The organism is uncultured Thiodictyon sp. (genome assembly GCF_903828115.1).
In the GTDB taxonomy this organism is placed as follows: domain Bacteria; phylum Pseudomonadota; class Gammaproteobacteria; order Chromatiales; family Chromatiaceae; genus Thiodictyon.
This window is the reverse complement of the sequence record NZ_CAIKKU010000645.1, coordinates 1-20,756: the sequence shown is the minus strand read 5'-3', so window position 1 is coordinate 20,756 and position 20,756 is coordinate 1. Positions and strand designations below refer to the sequence as shown.

The following is a 20,756-nucleotide window of genomic DNA, read 5'->3' as shown; positions in this document are numbered from 1 at the left end:
TGGCGGGTCTGTCTGGGAAATTATAGGCCCTGTGACTGTCTCGTTCAACGGCATCAGGAAAAATTGGCACGGAGTTGCGTCAACCCTTCCCGACACCTGTCGGACGCTCGGCATGCGCGCGCGTACTGACGAACTGACCCTGAACCTTATCATCGTCTCGGCCAGCGGCGGTCCGTCCGCAACCGGAGGTCGAGGCTTTAGCCGGTGGCGGTTCCCGGCAAATCCAAGAGAAATCAGTGGCGTTTGCGCGCCGGGCCGGCTAAAGCCTCGACCTCCAGTGGTTGGAGCGAAGATCGAGGTCAGTTGCGCACTCATGCGACTACCGCCGCGGCCTGGTCCTCCGGCGTCGGTGCGGGCAGCGGTACCCGCACCTTGCCGGTCAGGAGTTGCTGCATCAGGCCCTTTTTCTGGGTCTTGAGGGCGGCGAGTTGGGCGCGGAGCAGGGCCAATTCGCGGTCCATGCTGCCAAGAAAACGGCCGATGCGGACCTGTTCGGCGTATGGCGGGATCACGAATCGCAGCGCGGCCAAGTCCGTGTAATAGATGCGGATGCGCACGCTGCCGTTGCCGCCGGCGGTCATGTAATGCGCCCAGCGATGCGTTTGGCGCAAATAGTCGAAATAAGTCGCGTCCAGTTGACTCTCATTGCAGGCAAACACCACATAGTCGGGGCTCACCAAGGCCGGGGAGTCGCCTGTCCACATGCACAAGGAGCCGACATTGATACGCATCGGGTTATAGGCGAAGGCGCGCGGTTCGATGATCTTATACCGACCCAGCGATTCGGCGATGGTCTGTTCGCGCATGGGGATCATGCCGACCGAATTGGTTACTGCCCGAACCGTTGTCCGGTCGAGTTCGCCGTTGTTACGACGACTCGATTCGGTTGTCACCTCGCCCAAAGCTACCTCCCGCCACGGCTCGGAGAACCCTGGAAACCGCCGCTTGCCGGTCGACAGTTGGTACATCAGGCCCTTGCGCAGCTTCATCTCGCCAGCGATCAGGCGTTCGGCGAGTGCAATGGCGTGGTCGTAGCGATACATGGCATCAGCCATCCAATCTTGCTCCTTCTTCGGCGGCAACAGGATCTCCATAGACCGAAAGTAGGGCATACCGATCGTCTTAATCGTTGATCCAACTGCAACCATTTCGAACTCGCATTTCATTAATTGCAGCCAGTAGTAGAGGAATAGGCCGTTGAGATCGTTTCCTGGCTTCCAGGTTACGAAATGCTGGCTGACTGCCATGTCTTTGCCGAGGATTGCCGATTTCCCAACGCCGGCATCACGAGAAAGGATTACGGTACCTGCTGGATGTACGACGGCCGACGAATTCCGAATTCCGAGTGCACTAATGGTGCTTACGGTATTTTCAATGGTGACTTGATCCAGGCGAAACGAGTCCGCAAGTGAAACCCAGGGGATGCTACCATCCCAGTAGCTTGGCACCTTTTTGTTCGGGGTATGCCCAGTTCCGAAAATTGTGTGATCGGCAAGGCGGACAATTCGCCAGCCTGGTGGAACCCCGCAAAGGTGGTAATGTTTGAATAATCTACTGAGGAAACGAGACCTTGGCTCTTGCATATCGGAAGATGTCACAACCCCAACTCCCGTAACGCCCCCGCCATCTCTTGACGTACTTTCGTCAACTCAGCCTCAATGCTGGCGATCTCCTGCTGCACCGCCCCAATATCGACCTCATCGGCTTCCTCAAAGGTATCGACATAACGCGCAATGTTCAGGTTGAAGTCGTTCTTGGCCATCTCCTCCCGACCGGCGACATAGGCATACTGGTGCACATTCACCCGCGCCCGGTAGGCCGCGACGATCTTCGGCACATCCACATCGGCCCGCAGCCGGTTCTGGTTCTTGTCCTGCGCAAACTCCCGGCTGGCGTCGATGAACAGCACATCGGTGCGCGCCCCGGGCCCGTGGCCGCGGTCGCGGCGAAAGACCAGGATCGCGGCCGGGATGCCGGTGCCGTAGAACAGGTTGGGCGGCAGGCCGATGACGGCATCGAGCAGGTTTTCCTCGATCAGGGCGCGGCGGATGGTGCCCTCGCCGCCGGCGCGGAACAGCACCCCATGGGGCACCACCACGCCGACGCGGCCGGTGCCCTCGGTGGTGGTCTCGATCATGTGGCTGATGAAGGCGTAATCGCCCTTGCTCTTGGGCGGTACCCCGCGGTGCCAGCGGTGGTGGCGCTTCTGTTCCTTGTGGGCCTGGTCGGCGCCCCACTTGTCGAGTGAGAAGGGCGGATTGGCCACCACCACCTCGAAGCGCATGAGGTGGTCGCGCTCCAGCAGCTTGGGGTCCAGCAGGGTGTCGCCCCACTCGATGCGCGGGTTGTTCACGCTGTGCAGGAACATGTTCATCATGCACAGCGCCCAGGTGCCGCTGATGGCCTCCTGCCCGTACAGCGAGTAGTTGTCGCTGCCGACCTGCTCGGCGCATTTGAGCAGCAGCGAGCCCGAGCCGCAGGCCGGGTCGCAGATGCGCTCGCCGGGCTGCGGGGCGACCAACTGCGCGATCAGCAGCGAGACCTCGGGCGGGGTGTAGAACTCGCCGGCCTTCTTGCCGGCGCTGGCGGCAAAGCGGCCGATCAGGTATTCATAAGCGTTGCCGATGACGTCCAGCGTGCCGATCCGTGAGGGCCGCAAATCCAGCCGCGGGTCGGCGAAGTCCTCCAGCAGGCTCTTCAAGATGCGGTTGCGCTTCCTGGTGTCGCCGAGCAGCGCCTCAGAGTTGTAGTCGACGTTGCGAAAGACGTTGATGAGCTTCGCCTTGTTGTCGAGCTCGATGCGCTCCAGGGCGATGTTGATCAGCTCGCCCAGGTTGGGCTTCTCGCGGTTGGCATAGAGGTGGTCGAAGCTGCACGAGTGCGCGAGCACAAAGCGTTCGCGCGCCAGCTTGCGGTGGATGCGCGCCTCATCGGCTCCGAACTCGCGCTTGTACTCCGCGTAGTGGTCCTTCCAGACATCGGAGATGTACTTCACGAACAGCATCACCAGGACATAGTTCTTGTAGTCCGAGGCGTCGATGGTGCCGCGGAAGGTGTCGCAGGCGCGCCAGAGGATGTCGTTGATCTCGCTCTGCTGGATCTGGGTCGGTTGGTCGGTCGTGCTCATGGGGTCAGGGTCCGTGGGGCGGTCGGGCAGGGCGCGCGGTGGCTGTTCGCGCGGCCCCGTGGCGTACTGGTGGCGGTGGTGGAGGCGTCAATCGGCAGGCTCCGCGAGTAAGGCGCGGCCGATGGCCTCGTGATAGCGGGCGGTGGCCGCGTCGAGTTGGCGCAACAAGCGGCGCTCCTGTCCCATCAAGGCCGCCACCGCGGCAATGCACGCTTGCCGCGCCAGCGGCGGGAGCGGGATGCGCACCGCCTTGAAGTCCGCGCGTTGCAGGATCGGCGTGGCGGCCCCGGTGGTGCGGACCTGGGCCATCTGCGCCTGCACCGGTGGTTGCTCCAGCACCCAGGCGAGATAGGCCGGGTCGACCCGCGGCCCGGGCCGCAGGATATAGAAGGTCGCCGGGGCGATGGTCGGCTCCGGCACCGCAAGCAGCGCGACCGCATAGTTGAGGTTGCCGCGGGATGCCAGCAGCACATCGCCGGGGCGCACGCGATAGGGCTCGGCCGGGCGCTGCGGGGTGATGCGCAGCCGGTGTTCAGGCGCGTAGCGGTAGGGCTCGCCCGGGGTCAGGTGGCGGCCCTGGATGAGCTGGTAACGCCCGTCGGATGCGGGCTCGACCCGGCCCTTGAGCGCGTAGCCGGGCAGGACCGCGACGACCTCGCCGAGCGGCGTGTGCTGGGTTATCACGGTCGTGGCGTCCCGACCGCCTACCCGTTACAGCCCGGTGGGTGCTGGGCGATCAGATCACGCGTGATGGCCCGCTGCCGCCGTTGCACAGGCGCGGCAGGCCCGCCGCTGTCGGTTGGTTGCTGCATCATGGTCGCTACCTCTCCCCAGTGGGCTTTCGTTGTGGTGTCGGGGCATAGCACCGACAGTGCTCAGGGTACGGCCGGCAACGCCCCAGCGTCAATACAATTTCGGAGTTTTGCGGTTCGTCCGTTTTCGTCTGTGCGGGTTAGCATCATCAGGGTAGGGACGAGGATGGGTGGCGGCCGTGCTGCATCGGCGCGCCGGCCAGGCCGCCGCAACCGCCGACGAGTCCCTGCGATGCCATCTCAAGCGATTGTCCGGCCGATGGATGATCGTCTGGCTGCCGCATCGCCTCGCGCCGTTACCGGGCCAGCACTACCCGTGCTAATATCCGCACATCCGGGGATGAAAGACGTCTTGCTCGCGGCGCTCCGCGGCGGACGCTTGACCACCGCCACCGTGACGTTTCCCGCACTGCTGCGCCCGTCGCGGCGCGCCGCGGGCGCGGCGGCCCCGAGGAACGCCAAACACAACATGGGAGGATAAGGGATGAGTGTCGCGACGCATTTGATCCGGGTCGAGGGAGTCAATCTCGCGGCCGTCCTGGACGACACCGACAACATCAGCGTCCGCCGCGGGGCCTCGGCGATGCTGCGCACGGCCGCCCGCGACTTGCCAGTGCGCTTTCCATCCCTGCGCAAGGTCACGGTCGAGGCCTCAGTGGGTCTCTTCGAGGTGGAATCCGGCGATCCTGACGGGCTCGTCACCGCCATGGCCGCGTACCTCAGCAACACCTATCCCCACGTCACCTTTGTCGTCGATACCGCCCCACTCGACCGCGGGTTCGCCGCGGCCCTCGCGGAGGTCATCGCGCGCAACCGCTTCCGGCAGTTTCAGCAACCCACGGTGGCTGTGCCCGTGGCCGTTGCCACCACGGGTGGGGTCTGCGCGCTCGATCGGGTGCGCCCCGCGGCGGTGCCATTCAAACCGGGCCACCGGGTTTCGGCATCCGTGGCGGATCGGCTCGCCGCGGGGCGAGCGCAGCGCGAGCGTTTCCTCGAAAACACCTTAGGGGCCGCGTACAAGGTCGAAACCGCCGACCATCTGGAGGAGTTGTCCGTGGACCCCGACGGCCGCTACGGCAATCTGGCCGGCAAGATCGCCGTCATCTACCTGGACGGCAACCAATTCGGCACCCTGAAAAAGGGTTACTCGGACACCGCCGCGGCCCGGGGCGCGTTCGACGACTGCGTCCAGGGCTATCGCCGCCGCTTCCTGTGCCACCTCATCGAGCACGCCCGCCAGGACCCTGATTTCCGCATCGGTGACGCCGCGCTGCGCCTGGAGATCCTGCTGTGGGGCGGCGATGAGATCCTGTTGGTCGTTCCGGCCTGGAAGGGCATGGAGACCCTGCAACGGTTCTACGAGGTGAGCACCGATTGGGTCACGCCTCCCGATCCGTCTGCGCTGTCCGGTGACTCCAGGCACGGCGGCGACCCTGCGCCTGCTGCGGCAGACGTGTCCGGCAAACCACTGACCCACGCCGGCGGGATCGTCTTTTGCAGCCACAAGACCCCGATCGCGGAAGCGACCGCCACGGCGAAAAACCTCGCTGAAGCCGTCAAGGACGTGACGCGCGAGGAAAACCGTTTCGACTATCTGATCCTGGAATCCATCTCGGGGCGGGAGTCGAGCGCGACGGCGAGCGCCCGGCGGTGGTCCTCGGCCTGACGGGTGCTGTGCCGGGACGAGCGTAGCGCATATAACATAATTTCCGGGTGCAGATCTGGTGCCGGTAGCCGACTATGTGGTATTAACGAGGCGCGCCCGTGACCCTGCGGGCGGACACTGCCGAATGCCAACCACTCACAGGGAGGCGCACGCGTGCTGCCCACAGACCAAGTTTCGTTGATCTGTCCGAGGAACGACCTGGAAAGTGACTGCATCCTCGATATCGCGGTCCGCTTGCAGTTGGATATCCGGGAGGTCGCGGGGGACTGGGGGGTTACCCTGGATGACGCACTGCGCCAACATCCGGACCTGGATTCGTTGCGCCGACACGTCATCGTAATCGAGTTGCCTGGGGCCACCGGTCAGGATTTCCTGGAGGCGGCGGGCAAGCAGGTCCATATGGTCGATCACCACGGACCGGCAAGCGACGGCCCAATGCCGAGTGCCCTGGAGCAGTTTGCAGCACTCGTCGGCTATGAACTGACCACTGCCGAGTACGAGGTCGCTATTGCGGATCGGGACTTTTATCCCGGACTGTCACGCGCCGGAGTGTCCTACGCCCGCGCTCAGGCGCTACGACAGGAGGAGTGCGTGATCCGCGGCGACGCGGATCTGCTAGATGAGGCGCGCGGCTTCGTTGCTGCGAACCCCCGTCGGCTGGGCGACCTGACCCTGTACTTCGCCCCGAAACGTCTAGCCAACGTCCTCCTGGAAGCCGCCCAGGAACCCACGGCAGAGGATTACACCGAGGCCGCGGATCAGCACCGACCGGTCCAACTGCTTCAGGTCCTGGCAGTCTTTCATGCTGATCAGGACCCAGCCTCCATCCGCGCTGTCCGCTTTGCCGGCCACGCTGCCGCCCGCGACGCACTCAGGTCGCTGCTGACCGACCTTGCACTTAGCAATGGCCTCCAACTGTGGCTGGGCGGCGGCAATCTCGGGTGCTTCTTCGGCGCTGACGCCCGCAAGGGCCATCCCGCACCCCCCTTCGATCACCTGATGTCGCGGATTTTCGCCCTCCTCGGCGGGACCTCCCGCCCTTTGCTCCATTACGGCTGCACCTTCCTCCTGCCGCTGGATTTGCACGAGTCCTCCGAACTCAAGCCCGATCCGGCTATCCACGCCACGCGCTTTCGCAAGGCCCTGGCGCGCAAAGAGCAGGCGGGTGACATCCGCCGCCACCGGCTCGCCGTAGTGGACCCCGGCAGTCTCCCCACGCAGGCTGATCATGAGCGTCAGTGTGAGACCCAGCCTACCTCTATTTTCTCCCGCTGCTACGGGACCTCCTGTTCGATGCGCAGGACGCGCGGCGACCACTATCCCCTGACGACCCAGATACCCCCTGTCCCGTCCAGCGCTGGCGGCTCCGATCGGATGCTCTCGACGACCTGCGTTGGCGGCTGAACGGACCCCGCGGTGACGCACCGGGTCCCGAGGCCAAGATCTGCGACGTCTCGCTCTATCGGTACTATAACGACCTGTACCTCCTCGCCATTCGTGTCGAACCCGCGGACAACCCCATGCGGATCGACGGGGCAGAGGCCCTGGCTTATCACCACGACCGCTGGTGGCGTCCCATCTTCGATACCCCAAGGGCAGTCTTTGCACGCATCGAACAGCTGCGGCTGGACCATTGGCTGCGCTTTACCAAGCACGCGCGCATCCTTTTCCCAAGCTTCATCGAACAGCTCGACGAGCAGAAATTCGACGCCCAAACGCTGATTCACAATGGAAAAGTGATCAAAGAGTTCCCTTTCGGTGCCAATGTCTCCCCCATCGTGCTGCACCTGCTCGCCCAGTTCCTCGCTGACGACCCGCGGCAGCCGGACCAGGTTCAGCACTTGGCCCGCCTATTGAGGGTTCAAAACCTCTCCGAGGAACGGATGTTCGTCAACGTCGCCTACGGCCTTGCCGGTCCGGCGCCGAGTGATCCTGGGGAACGACAGGAAGCGGACCGGCTGTTCAGTCTGGCGCTCTATGTCGATCGCGGATCGGACACCTTCCAGTCCATCGGCGGCTATGCCTATGACCCTGACTACAGCCGCGAAAGCGCCCACGCCCATCGTCTGGACCGCTGGCGCGCACTCGGTACCTATCTAGGCTTCTGTCCCTATGCCAACGCCTACCTCGGCTTCGGTGGATTCTTCTCCGACGTGATCGCCGCCGAGCACGTTCCCTATCACTACGAGCGGATGCTCATCCTGGCGCTTTTATACCAGCTCACCCTGCGCAATTACAATCGCCGGATCACCCATGCCACCCGGTTGCTGATCCAGTCGAACAAGCAAGATCCCGGCTCGGCCTTTCGCGATTTGCGACGCGATTTCATCGAGTTTACCAACTGCTACTGGTTTCGCGAGGTCACCCTTGCGATTCAAGGCAAAGAGATATTCGCCAAGCAGGTGGCAGTCCTGGACATTGCGCCCGAATATGCGGAGGTCAAGGACGAAATGGAGCGTGCGGACGAGTACGTTCAGTCGGTCCGGCAGCATCGGATGGATAAGGGAGTCTCAGCCGCCGCGTGGATTGCCGCGCTGCTTGCCGGATTCGCCTTGGCGCTGCCATTGCTTGAATACAAGGACCCTTGGCAGCCTCTCGCGTGGCTGGTGTTGGCGGCGTCGGCGGCGCTGATCATGTGGCGCATTGTGCGCCACTCATCCTCTGACGAAGACCGGCAGTGCAACCGGAAGTGAATCCCATGCGCACTCCCAAAATACCTGACGGCGGTCAAGCGGGCTGATCCCTGGTTGCTGTGCAGGAAACCCTGACCCTCAAGGTCGGACGCAAGCTCGACCGCCGCCCGGCAGGCCACCGCCGCCGGACCGATGATCGACGCCAACTCTCGCCAATCACTGCAGGAGTATGTTATGGGGCAGAAAAAGAAGTCGCGTGCAAGAGATAAAGACCCTTCGGGCAGCCCCGACGCTCCTACCTCCAAGCCCGCATCCGCGGCGCCCAATTCGGCCCAGGCGGCGCAACAGGGGGTTCCGGAGCACACTGACTTCTATCTCCGCGTGGAAGGACTCAACATCGGCGCTGTCATCGAGGATACAGATCAACTCAGTGTCGCGCGTGGCGCGAGCTTCCTGCTGCGGGAAGCGATCACCGATGTTGAGTCCCGCAAGCCTCACAATGGTATTCCACTGTTGCCCCCAAATGCCCGTGTCGTCTCGACGGGTGCCTCCATCGGCGAATTCCTGCTGCCGGATACCGACCAGCTACAGGCCCAAGAGATCGCGGCCCATATCGTCGACTACCTGAGCACCCCAACCAGACGCTATCGGAACCTGAGCTTCGGTGTCTGCGCCGAGGGCTATTCACCCGCGGCCGGGGAACTCGCGGTGCGTGAGCGTGCCCTGGCCCGCATCCGTTTCGCGCAGCTGCGCAGCCCAACCTATGTGCCGCCACCGCTGAATACGGACCCTGATGTCGGCCCTTGCGGTTGGGATGGACGCCGGCCCGCCGATGCTCGGAGGCCCATCGCCCGCGAGGGCGAAGACGAGATTCGCGTGAGCACTTCTGTCCGGGAGCGGTGGAGCCATGGCGTCACGCGCAAGCAGGGCTTCTATCGCGATGAAGCCGGTCTGACCACGGACCATCCGGCCTATCCGTTCCGCTATAGCCGAGACCTGGGCGACCTTGCCCGGGACCGGCGTGCCGGCAACCTCAATGGTAAGGTCGCCGTCATCTACGCGGACGGCAACCGTTTCTCCAGCATCCGGGAGGAGACTTGCAAACGTTTCAAGTCCCTCGAGAAATTCGACCGGGCGATCAAGGACCGGCGGCGCGTCTATCTCAACGATCTCTTACGTTTCATGGCGACCGACGAGCGCTTCTTCCTCGCCAGCGGAAATGGGGTCGGGCGATTGCGTTTGGAGACCCTGCTGTGGGGTGGCGACGAGCTGCTGCTGGTCGTGCCCGCCTGGTGCGGGTTCGACGTGCTCCAGCACCTGTTCACCTCTTTCGCGGGCTGGGCGCATGACGACCGGTCCCTGACCCAGGCTGTCGGACTGGTCTTCTGCCGCGCCAAGACGCCCATCCAACGTTCCATGACCCTGGCACGACAACTCGCCGACCGGATCAAGGCTCGCCTCCAGGCGGAGGCCAGAGGGAAGAACGAGCAGGAACGACTGGACAGCCAGCTCAAGAACCGCTTCGACTACATGGTCCTGGAGTCCGTAGACTTCCCCGTCGAGGACGACTTGGGCGACTACTTTGAAGGTCGCTATAGTGCTGCCGCCAAGTTGCGGCAGGATCTGGCGCCCGCCGGCGACTGGCCCCGAACCCGACCTCTGCTCGAAGCCCTGCTCGGACGTTTTCCCAAGGGCCAGTCCTACGCCGTTGCGCGTGCGGCGGTCGCTACCGACTGGAGCGAGCAGGCGCGTGAGCCGACCGCCGCGGATGCAGAGATAGCCTACAGCGCGGCCCTAACACGGATGAAGGAGGTCACGCAGGACCCCGACGCCAGTGACCTGGAAGCGACCCTGACCCGACTCTTCGGTACCGCGGGGACGGTCAAGATCGGCGGCAGCGCGATTACCAACCCCTGGACCTGGATCCACCTGGCCGAGCTATGGGACTACCTGACCCCGTCATTTGATCGGGCATCCATTGAGGCAGCAGACCCCGCCGCCGCGGACCCGGGAGCCCAACCATGACGACTTATCGCTTCGAGGTCTGCATCGGCATCGAAGGTCCGGTGCTCAGCCAAGCGGGTGAGAGCCGCGAGATCGGCATCGACACCGCCGCCCGCCGCAGCGGCGGCCGACCGGCCCTGCCCGGCAACCTGATCCGCGGCAATCTCCGCCACGCTTGGACCCTCTTCGACTCGCTCAGGTCCAACGTTCCCGACCCCGGTGCGGACGCCCTTCCCTGGGACCCGAACCATTGGCTCGGCACGGCCTCACCGGAGCACAGCGACAATCGACCCGTCCGCGCGCATCTACGCTTCGACCATGACTGGTTGGCCGAGCCGCCAGTAACAAGTCGCCGGGCGCGCCATCGCATCCAGATCGAACCCAGGACCGGCGCGGTCGCGGCCGGCATGTTGCAGGTGATCGACAGCCCCTTTGCGACCGCGGACCAATCCACCTTCGTCGGACATATCGAGGCGGACCTGGAGACGCAGAGCCAGGCCGATACCCTGGCGATGCGCATCCGCAAGGGACTGGAATACTCGGCCTCCCTGGGTGCCATGAAAACGGCCGGCTATGGCCGGATCAAATGCGTTGCCGTCACCGCAACCCCGGTCGAGCACGCCGCACCAGCCCCGGGTTCGGTGCTGCTCTTGGAGCAGACCGCACCGCGCCTGGGCCTGAGCCTGTGCTTCGACCGCCCTGTGTGCGTCGCCCGGCCCCACACTGGGAACAACCGCTACGAGTCGGAAGACCGCATCCCCGGCAGCGTCCTGCGCGGCGCCATCGCCGCACGCATCTTCACGGGCGACCGGGAGCAGACCTGTGCCGATGCGCGTTTCGCCGCCCTATGCGCCCATTTCAGCGCCCTGCGCATCACCCAGGCCATCCCCATCGAGGCGCCAGCGGACCGGGCGGCGCTCAAACGGCCTCTGGTCCCTCCGCTAAGTCTGGCCGAGGCCCCAGACCAGCTCGATTCGCGCAAGTCTGCACTCTACGACCTGGCCCTGATGTCCGGACCGGCCGGGCTCATCCACGGCCGCGCCCCTGCCTTCTGCATGGATTGGAAGTACGGCGGCGTCGGGTCCCGGAAAAGCGCGGAGTTGTACGGAGGTCACTCAGCCCCGCGGCGGATCGAGGTCCGCACCGCCATCCGGCAAGGGCGCGGCGCGGCCAAGGAGGGCGCCTTGTTTGCCAGCGAAGCACTGGTCCCTGACGGTCACCTATGGCTGGCCGAGATCGACCTCTCGGCTATCCCCGAGTCCGCCCGGCCTGCTGTCGCCGCCGCACTCACAGAACTGGTGCGCGAGCCTCTGCGCCGGGTCGGCAAGACGAAGGCCAATGCCGCCGCCCGACTGCACCCGCCCTTCGATCCAGTCGCCGCGAGCGGCCCCCTGTTGCGCGATGGGCTCGCCTGTGTCTGCCTGCAAAGCGCGGCACGACTGTTGCCCGGCCCCCATGGTCTTCGCGGTACGGGTGGGGAGGGCGAATTGTTTGACCGCTATCAGGCAACCTGGCACGACCTCTCCGGCGGGCACCTGAAGCTTCTGCGCTTCTTCGCGCAACAGCAACTGGTGGGCGGCGGCTATCTGCGCGAACGTTTCTGGAAGGGGCGGGCGGCCTACAACCCGGAACTCCTGACCTGCTCCGGCAGCGTCTTCGTACTGGAGCCCGTCAGGGATCAGGCCGCGGCTGAGGCGGTGCTCGCCGACTGGCGCGACCATGGCTTGGGCCAGCCCCAGAACGCCCCGGACACGGATGACTGGTGGGCCAACCCCTACATCCGCCAGAACGGCTACGGGGATGTCGCCATCAATCTGGACCTGCACTGGGGGCTGACCCCATCGAAGGAGGCATGGTATGTGCTTGACTGAAGACCTCGTCTACACCCGCGTGTGCATCCTGGGCCGGTTGGAATGTCGCTCCCCGCTGCATGTGGGGGATGGCACCGATCAGGCATTCGCCGAGCGCAAGGGTAGAAACGACTCGCCGGGACTGTACCGCGCCGTCTGTTTGGACGCCGACGGTAAACCCTATATCCCGGCTACCACGCTGCGTGGTCACCTGCGTGATCGCTGCGCCACGCAACCGGCCATGGCCGACCGGCTCTTCGGGCGTCTGGAAGAGGCCGGCAGGGTTCGGATCTTCGATGCCACCCTGGTGGCGTCCTCGACATGCGCGCCCGGCGCCGACCGTCGCCCTTACTGGGACCCGGAACGCACGACCGCCATCCAGCACGGCATCGGTATCAACCCAATCACCGGCACCGTGGGCGACCACCTGCTGTTCCGCCATGAAATCGTCCCGGAGGGTGCACGCTTCAGCCTGAGGCTGGAGGCGGACGATCTGGATCAGGGGGCACTGGCCGCCCTGCTCGGGTTGCTCGCAAGTCTGGACGGTGGTCCCGCCGCTGCCATCGGACGCGGCGCGAGCCGGCTGCAGGGGCGTCTGTGCTGGACCCTGGACCGGGTGGATTACCTCAATCGCGCCGCACTCGCTGCCTGGCTGGACGACGCCGACCGCCCGCTCGACCAAGCCTTCCGAACCCTCACGAGCACTCCCGCGGCGGTGCCGCCGCCGCTGGCGCCCGGCCACCAGATCCGTGTCCGGCTGCGTCCCCTGGGTCCACTCCTCGTCAACGAGCCCGGACTCGTCACCGAAGACCGTCGTGACCCAGGCCCCGCGGCGGAGGCAGACGAGCGCCACGACCCGGACCTGGAATTCAGCCGCACCCCGGACGGCCACGCCCGGATCCCCGCGTCATCCCTGCGTGGACTGCTGCGCGGGCGCGCCCGCCGCATCCTGGTCACGGTTGCTGCCGCCCAGTCCCCAGGCTGCGCTGCGGATCAGGTCGGGGATGACCTGCTCGGCCGGCTGTTCGGCACCACCGGTCGGCGCGGCCGGCTCTGGATCGGTGACGCCGTCGCCGCCCAACCCTGCGACGCCATTGAACAGACCTTCGTCGCCATTGACCGCTTCACCGGTGGCGGCGAGCGTCACAAGCTCTATCAGGCAAGGGCCGCCCGCTGCGGCATCCTCGACGCGGACATCCGCCTCGATACCCGGCTTGGGGACCTGGCGGACTGGGAGAAGGCGCTCCTGCTCCTGCTCGCCCGCGACGCATTGGAGGGCGATCTGGCCGCCGGCTGGGGCAAATCGCGCGGCTATGGGGCCTTGGAGGTGGAGCTGCAACAGGCCGGCACCGCCGTCGGCGCCTGGACCGATCCCCATGGCAAGGGGTTGCTCGACTGGATCGGTAGGCGCTTCAGCCTCGCCTCGGCGCAGTCCTGGGTCGAGGCCCTGCACCAGGAGATCGCGACTGCCATCACCGCCCTTCATCCCCGGACTGCCGCTGCCCCGCGTTGAACCGACGAGGACCATGCCATGCGCGAATTCCACAACCCCTACCACTTCGTCCCCGCCACCGGGCGCGTCCACCGTGACGGACAGGACAGGGCCGTCGAAACCGAGGACTATGCCGACATCAAGGAAGGCCGCTCGGCCCACCCCGCCCGCCATGACCGCTGGGTGCCCGGCACCCACTCCGGGCGCCTCGTCTGTCGGCTCGATCTGGAGCGTCCCACCCTTGTCGGCGGTGCCCAAACCGCTCCCGCGGACGGTAATCCCAACGGGGCGAAGCAGGTCGAGCCCTATCGGACCACCTGGCGCGACCCCCAGGGCAAGGACCACACCTGGCCCGGCTTCCCCGGCAGCTCACTGCGCGGCATGGTTAGTGCCGTGGCCGAGGCCATCAGCCAGTCCAGCCTGCGGGTCCTGGAGGACCGCGCCTATTCAGTGCGCGTCAACATGGGCGAGGACACCCTCTCAGCACTTGGCCGCCTGGTCGAGCGCAAACCGGCCGGGGCTGCTGGCCCCCGGTTCGATCTCGTCCCCGTGGGTCTGCCGACACTGCATCGAGTGGGCGACCGATTCGCGCTCCCCCCGCGCTGGCGCCCGGTCTTCAAGGACTTCACTTGGGGTCAAGTGCTGACCGCCTATGTGGATGGCTATGAGCCAGTCCCAGTCGCGGGCGGCGGCACCCAGCCAAGGCTCCGTGTCGAAACCTTCCTCGCGACCGAGCATCCGACGAGCTTCGATCCGGCGCACCCCTGCTACTACTATGCAAAGCTGACCTCAGGCATGACCTTCCAAAGGTCCGTGCTCGAGCCAATTGACGCCGATCTCAAGCACCCCTTCGATCCCGCGCGGCCAGCCCTCAAGGCGAAAGACGGAAACTATCTGCTCGGACGCCAGTTGGAGCACGTCTGTACGCTGGCGCAGTGGGGCCAGTTGTCGGAGCCTCAGAAAAACCTTTATGTGCGCGGCTACCTGCGCGTCCTGGGCATTGATGGCCGGGCCGACGAGATGCCACCTACCAAGAAACACGAGATCCTAATCCCGCATCCGGACGGCAAACCCGAGCCCCACCTACCCGTGCCCCAACAGGTCGTGGAGACCTTTCACGCACTCGCCAAGGAGCGTGCCGACGAGACCGACAACCGCCACCCCTTCGCCCTGAGCGGCATCGACCATTGGCGGTGCCGGGACGGGGACCTGGTCTATTTCGACGTGGACGAACAGGGGGCGATCAAGGAGATCGCCATCTGCGCTATCTGGCGCCGTCGGCTGGGCAAGTCCACCCACGACTTTTTCGATGCCCTGACCCACAACCATGTGCTGACCCCCTTGCGTGCGGACCCCAAGGACCTAAAACCACGCCCGGGGCTGACCCCCGCTGAACTGCTGTTCGGCGTCGTGGAGGATGGCAGGGAAAAGGACGATCCCAGTGCCAGTGCCCTGGCGTCCCGCGTGCGCGTTTTCGATGCCGTCGCCTTCCGGGCACCCAAGACCGCCAGTCACCCGCTCACCCTTAAGACCCTGTCGAGCCCCAAGCCCCCCTCGCCGGCGCTCTATTTCCATGACGGGTCCAACCCGCAGACCTACATCCCCAAGGGCCGCTTGGGCAACGACGCCGGCGGGCCGCACCGCCCCAACGGCCGCAAGTTCTATCTCCACCACCCGGCGGCAGGCTTCGTCGGCGACAACCCCGAGCCCTGGACCTGCACGAGTCGGGCAGGGGACCAACGCGACCACTTGCGCCTCTCCTGTCGGCCACTGGTGCCGGAGAAAGGCAACCCCTTCTGGTTTCACCTGGACTTCGACAACCTGAGCGACGCGGAACTGACCCTGCTCGTCGCCGCGCTGCGCCCCAGCGACGCCCACCGGCACAAGCTCGGGCTGGGCAAGTCGCTCGGACTCGGGACCGTCTGCGTGGACATTGCCGGACTGTTCCTGGTGGACCGGCAGCACCGCTACGGACTTAAAGCCCTCGAACAGCCGCGCTATGCCCGCGGTTGGCTACGCGGCCAGCCCGGGGTAGGCGCCCCCGCCTGGGCGGCGCGCTATCCGCGCGAGGCCGCCGCCGTCGTGGCGAGCACCGGTTCCGGCGACTGGTCCAGGGACCTGGCCCCCGAGCACCAGCCCTGGTGGAACCCACGGCTGATCGATGAGAACGCGCTCGCCATCCTCACCACCCTGGGCGACCCGACGAAACTCCAACCAGGCACCCCGGTGCATACCCCACTGACCGCGCAGCAGCGGCAGAGCAATCCAGCCGATCCTGGCAGGACCGAGGATGAGACCTTCAAATGGTTTGTCGCCAACGCGCAACCCGGAGGCCATCAGGTGCTGGGGAAAATCACGCCCGGACAGCCCCTGCCGACGCTGCCATACCTCTGAGAATGACAATGCAGCACCTGACCCAGACGGCGGGCCGCCACAGTGACTGATTCAACCCCCACCGCCTTCCCCTTCGCCGCCCTGCTGCCCCTCCGCGCCCTGGCGGTCACCCTGGAACTGACCGCCGAGGCGCGCTTCAGCTTCTTCCACCAGGCGGCTGTCCATGCCTTGGTTCGCCACCTGGCCGGGTCGCCGGAGCCCTTTCACACCCTGCTCGCCAGCGACGCCCCCGAGAGCGGGCGCACCGACTACCGCGCCGGGGACGGCTACCGCTTCGCCGTCTATGGCCTGCCCGGCAGTGAGGCCGCGCTGGCCAGGCTGCTGACCGGGCTGCGCGGCCTGCCGGGGTCCGCTCCGCGCACCGCGCCCCAGGTGCCGTTGCGCGACAACCTGCGCCTCAGCGCGCTGCAGGACCTGTTTTCCGGGGACCCCGTGGCGAGCGTCGCCGACCTGACGCTGTATGACCTGGAGCGACTCCTGGCCGAAACCGCGCTCTGGACCCATGCGCCCGCCATCCGGCTGCGCTGGCTGAGCCCGGTGCGGCTGGATCAGCGCCAGGCGACGGGGCAGGGCGCGGCGGCCACCGAGTCACTCAAGGGCGAGGCCCGCTTCTGCCACTGCGCCGCGGACCTGGCCGACGGTCTGCTGCCGCGCCGACTCTATGACGCCGCCGCCAGCCTGCTGCGCGAGCGCGGCGGTAGCGCCCCGCCGCGCTCGGTCCCGAGCGTACTGCCGGCGCCCGCCGGGCACCTCTTCTGGGTCGACAGCGAGTACCGCGACGCCGCCGGTCAGTCGAGCCCGGTCGGCGGCCTCACCGGGGAGCTCGACCTGGGCCCGGCCACCGCCATCCCGCCGGACTGGCTGCGCCTCCTGGTCCTGGGGCAATACCTGGGCCTGGGCGAACGGCGCGCACTCGGACTCGGGCGCTATCGGCTGGAGACCCCCGACGGCTGGAGCACCGCCCCCGGCGTGGAGCCCGCCGCCTCGCTCCTGGCCGCCGCCGCCCGCGACGACAACCTCTACGCCGCCTACCGTGTCATCCGCGACAATCAGGTGCGCAAGGCCAACGCCGGCGGCCACGCCGACGCGGGCGCGGGCGAGCCCCAGGGCGCCCCGGACGACGCCTACGCCACCTGGGACACCGAGTATCCGGACCTGCCCGACCCGGATGAGGAAGAGCAGTTGGCCGACCGCCTGGAGCGCCTGGGCAACCGCCTGCGGGAGGCCGACTACCAGCCCCCGGCCCTGGCCGGGGTGGTGTTTCGTGAACGCGACGGAGACCTGCGCGGGCTCGCCATCCCGCCCTTCTGGGACCGCGTGGTGCAGCGCGCCCTGGTCCAGCGCATCGCCCCCGCGCTGGAGTCCGTCTTCTCCGCCGCCAGCCACGCCTACCGCCCCGGGCATTCGCGCCACACCGCCGGCAGCGCCATCCAACGCGCCTGGCGCGACGGCTACCGGTGGGTCTACGAGGCCGACATTCAAGGCTTTTTCGACAACCTGGACTGGCAGCGCTTGGGCGAGCGCCTGCGCGCCCTCTACCGCGACGACCCGGCCGTGGACCTGCTGCTCGCCTGGATGGCCGCCCCCGTCGACTATCAGGGGATGCGCATCGAGCGCAGCCGCGGCCTGCCCCAGGGGGCGCCGTTGAGCCCGATGCTCGCCAACCTCATGCTCGACGATATGGACAGCGACCTGGAGCACGCCGGCTTTCGGCTGGTGCGCTATGCCGACGACTTCGTGGTCTTGTGCAAGGACCGCGAGCGCGCCGAGGCCGCCGGGGCGGCGGTGCGCCGCTCGCTGGCCGAGCTTGGGCTCACGCTCAACGAGGATAAGAGCCGCAGCGTCGGCTTCGACCAGGGGTTCCGCTACCTGGGCTTCCTCTTCCTCAACGACCTGGTTATCGACACCGCCGGTCAGGGGCACGCGAGCACCCCCAGCGGCGCGCCCAAGCCCCCGGCCGCTGGCAGTTGGCTCGCCCGTCTCACCCGCAGCCCGCCGGTCCCGCTCGGCCCCACGGGGCCGGAGCCGCCGCCGGCGCCTCCCGCCGCGCCGCAGGTGTCGGGCGGGCCCGCCACGCCGGTGCGCGACCCCGCCGCCCCCGCCGGACTCGGCCAACTGACGGACGCGGGTCAACTCCTGCTCATCACCGGTGCCCCCGTACTGATCGCCACCCGCCAGGGCCGCCTGGTCGCCACCCGCGATGATCAGACCGTCACCGAAAGTCCCTGGCGGCAGCTCCAGGCCGTCGTCTGCTTCGGCCAACACCACGTCACCACCCCGGCCCTGCGCGCCGCCTTCGCCCACCAGGTCCCCATCCATTTTGCCAGCGGCGGCGGCACCTACCAGGGCAGTGCCTGGAGCGGGCGGCCCGGTGCCGAGGGGGCTGGCTTCTGGCTCACCCAACAGGCGCGCTGTGCCGACCCTCAGTGGGCCCTGGCCGCCGCCCGTGCGGTCATCGTCGCGCGCATCCGCCACCAACGCGAACTGCTGCGCCAGCGCCAACCGAGCGGTTTCGAGACCGCCCGCCAGGCGCTGCACCAGGCCGCCCTGGACGCGGCCCAGGCCCCGGACCCGAGTACCTTGAACGGTATCGAGGGCGCCGCCGCCCGCGCCTACTTCCAGGCCCTGGCCGCGACCATTCCGGCCGCCTACGGCTTCGACGGGCGCAACCGCCGCCCGCCGCGCGACCCCTTCAATGCGCTCCTCTCCTTGGGCTATACGCTGCTCTATGCCCATGTCGACACCCTGCTGCGGGTCGCCGGGCTCTATCCCTGGATCGGCTTCTATCACCAGCCCCACGGGCGCCATGCCGCGCTGGCCTCCGACCTGATGGAGCCGTTCCGCCACGTCATCGAGCGCGCCGCCCTGCGCGCCGTCACCCGCCAGGGCCTCAAACCGGAGGAGTTTCACCTGGACCCCACCCTGGGCTGCCGACTCTCCCCCGCGGCCCTGCGCCGCTATCTGGCCCTGATCTGGGAGCGCCTGGAGGCGCCGGCGGAGTCCCTGGCCGAGGGTGAATCCCGGTCCATCCTGCAGCAGATCCACGGCCAGAATCGGCGCCTGATCGAGGCCATGCGCGGCGGGACGCCCTTTACTGCCTGGGTCGCGCGCTGATGGAGGTCTATGTCGCCTCCTTCGACATCAGCGACGACCGCCTGCGCCGCCGCGTCGGCGACCTGTTGCTGCGCTATGGCGAGCGCGTCCAGCGCTCCGTCTTTGAAATCATCGTGCGCGACCGCCGCGACCTCGATATGCTGCGCGAGGACCTGCGGGCCCTGGTCGGCGAGGACGACGATATCCGCTTCTATCGGATCTGCGCCGCCTGCCGCCAGTCGTCCGCCACCCTGGACGGCGGCGCCGTGGCCGCGGTCCCGGCCGTCGTCATCCTCTGAACGGCGGCCGGCGGCGACTCACGGACCCGGCCCCCCGCGGGGCTTGCTCTTTAACAATCAAAAGCAATAGAATCGCACCGTTACGGGCGATTCCCGGAAACCGTGCGAGCCCTGAGTCGCCGGTTCTTGAGATTCAGTGGGTTACGCTTTGGTTGCGCGGCTTCGGCGGGCTGGCCGGAGCGCACCGAGGACCGGAATCCGCAAGTCGCCGAAAGCGTCCGTAACTGATTGGGCTGGTGAGCGATTTCAGTGGGGCTGTCAGCCAGCCCTTAGCCGTTCAGGCTGTTGAAACGACGGCAACCTTGGCATTGGCGGTCAAAATCGGGTCAGCCAGCCCTTAGCCGTTCAGGCTGTTGAAACAGAAATGCAACCCCTATTCCTGTCACCGTGATACCGTCAGCCAGCCCTTAGCCGTTCAGGCTGTTGAAACACACACATACCACCCAAACAATCCTGCGTTAACGTCAGCCAGCCCTTAGCCGTTCAGGCTGTTGAAACCGACATCGTCGGCTCGATTGAAGTCGGCGCATTGTCAGCCAGCCCTTAGCCGTTCAGGCTGTTGAAACACGTCAACTGTTCCACATCCCACCGAACATAGGCGTCAGCCAGCCCTTAGCCGTTCAGGCTGTTGAAACAGATCCGACCCCACCAAGCACAAATACCTCGAAATTGTCAGCCAGCCCTTAGCCGTTCAGGCTGTTGAAACTTCTTCTGCTGTATCTTGGGATATGTTTCCCATTTCGTCAGCCAGCCCTTAGCCGTTCAGGCTGTTGAAACTCTATGCTGCAGTCGTATCTCCCATGCCCCCTCCGTCAGCCAGCCCTTAGCCGTTCAGGCTGTTGAAACGACGACGACTCGTGTTCTTCCGGGATCCATCCATGGGTCAGCCAGCCCTTAGCCGTTCAGGCTGTTGAAACTTTTGGGAAGCTCCCTGGGCGGGGGCGGGTAGAGGGTCAGCCAGCCCTTAGCCGTTCAGGCTGTTGAAACCCTATTGAGAGGTACAACGTAACCTCTGCAGGAGTCAGCCAGCCCTTAGCCGTTCAGGCTGTTGAAACCATTTCTTGCCAACGACAGGCGTCTGAATGGTCGGTCAGCCAGCCCTTAGCCGTTCAGGCTGTTGAAACCGAACAGGGCAACGGCCGCCGCGGACGCGGCCAAGTCAGCCAGCCCTTAGCCGTTCAGGCTGTAGAAACATTTTTTGATGCGCATGTCGTTCTTTCCGATCGCGTCAGCCAGCCCTTAGCCGTTCAGGCTGTTGAAACAGATAGGAGAACGTCCATTGTTGAGGTGATGAGCATAGTCAGCCAGCCCTTAGCCGTTCAGGCTGTTGAAACATCATCGTCTTCCCCACCTGACGGTGACCTTCCGTCAGCCAGCCCTTAGCCG

General features: G+C 66.1%; 12 protein-coding genes and 1 CRISPR repeat array. Of the genes, 9 read left to right on the top strand and 3 right to left on the bottom strand.

Annotation, left to right across the window (positions count from 1 at the left end; all coding sequences use genetic code 11):
• Positions 1-311 precede the first annotated feature (311 nt).
• The 3 genes from QZY48_RS24485 to QZY48_RS24475 all read right to left on the bottom strand — a co-directional run bounded on the left by QZY48_RS24485 (position 312) and on the right by QZY48_RS24475 (position 3,811).
• A complete protein-coding gene (locus QZY48_RS24485) occupies positions 312-1,583 on the bottom strand; it encodes a restriction endonuclease subunit S (protein ID WP_295436014.1) in 1,272 nt (423 codons plus the stop codon).
• Between the two features lie 11 nt (positions 1,584-1,594).
• Positions 1,595-3,127 carry a type I restriction-modification system subunit M gene (locus QZY48_RS24480; RefSeq protein ID WP_295435991.1) on the bottom strand — a complete coding sequence of 511 codons (1,533 nt, stop codon included), beginning with the start codon at positions 3,125-3,127 and terminating at the stop codon, positions 1,595-1,597.
• Between the two features lie 87 nt (positions 3,128-3,214).
• Positions 3,215-3,811: a restriction endonuclease subunit S gene (locus QZY48_RS24475; RefSeq protein ID WP_295435990.1), complete on the bottom strand. Its 597-nt coding sequence runs from the start codon at positions 3,809-3,811 to the stop codon at positions 3,215-3,217.
• A 612-nt stretch (positions 3,812-4,423) separates the two neighbouring features.
• Between QZY48_RS24475 and QZY48_RS24470 the strand changes: the two genes are divergently transcribed.
• The 9 genes from QZY48_RS24470 to cas2 all read left to right on the top strand — a co-directional run bounded on the left by QZY48_RS24470 (position 4,424) and on the right by cas2 (position 19,370).
• Positions 4,424-5,605, top strand: a complete 1,182-nt coding sequence (locus QZY48_RS24470) for a hypothetical protein (RefSeq protein WP_295435988.1) — start codon at positions 4,424-4,426, stop codon at positions 5,603-5,605.
• Positions 5,606-5,782: 177 nt separating this feature from the next.
• Positions 5,783-7,009, top strand: a complete 1,227-nt coding sequence (locus QZY48_RS24465; protein WP_295435987.1) for a hypothetical protein — start codon at positions 5,783-5,785, stop codon at positions 7,007-7,009.
• Positions 7,010-7,125: 116 nt separating this feature from the next.
• Positions 7,126-8,298 carry a hypothetical protein gene (locus QZY48_RS24460; protein ID WP_295435986.1) on the top strand — a complete coding sequence of 391 codons (1,173 nt, stop codon included), beginning with the start codon at positions 7,126-7,128 and terminating at the stop codon, positions 8,296-8,298.
• Positions 8,299-8,472: 174 nt separating this feature from the next.
• Positions 8,473-10,263, top strand: coding sequence for a hypothetical protein (locus QZY48_RS24455; protein WP_295435984.1), 1,791 nt, complete (start codon positions 8,473-8,475; stop codon positions 10,261-10,263).
• On the top strand, positions 10,260-12,113 hold the full coding sequence (locus tag QZY48_RS24450; RefSeq protein ID WP_295435983.1) for an RAMP superfamily CRISPR-associated protein: 1,854 nt from the start codon (positions 10,260-10,262) through the stop codon (positions 12,111-12,113). Before QZY48_RS24455 ends, QZY48_RS24450 begins: the two co-directional genes overlap by 4 nt.
• Positions 12,100-13,605 (top strand): RAMP superfamily CRISPR-associated protein, encoded by a 1,506-nt coding sequence (locus QZY48_RS24445; protein ID WP_295435981.1) that lies wholly within the window; start codon positions 12,100-12,102, stop codon positions 13,603-13,605. Before QZY48_RS24450 ends, QZY48_RS24445 begins: the two co-directional genes overlap by 14 nt.
• Before the next feature lie 18 nt (positions 13,606-13,623).
• Positions 13,624-15,978, top strand: coding sequence for a TIGR03986 family CRISPR-associated RAMP protein (locus QZY48_RS24440; RefSeq protein ID WP_295435979.1), 2,355 nt, complete (start codon positions 13,624-13,626; stop codon positions 15,976-15,978).
• Between the two features lie 42 nt (positions 15,979-16,020).
• Positions 16,021-19,092 carry a CRISPR-associated endonuclease Cas1 gene (gene cas1 / locus QZY48_RS24435; RefSeq protein WP_295435977.1) on the top strand — a complete coding sequence of 1,024 codons (3,072 nt, stop codon included), beginning with the start codon at positions 16,021-16,023 and terminating at the stop codon, positions 19,090-19,092.
• Positions 19,092-19,370, top strand: a complete 279-nt coding sequence (cas2, locus tag QZY48_RS24430) for a CRISPR-associated endonuclease Cas2 (RefSeq protein WP_295435975.1) — start codon at positions 19,092-19,094, stop codon at positions 19,368-19,370. Before cas1 ends, cas2 begins: the two co-directional genes overlap by 1 nt.
• Positions 19,371-19,627: 257 nt before the next feature.
• Positions 19,628-20,704: a CRISPR direct-repeat array (repeat unit 35 nt; unit sequence GTCAGCCAGCCCTTAGCCGTTCAGGCTGTTGAAAC).
• Positions 20,705-20,756: the final 52 nt, after the last annotated feature.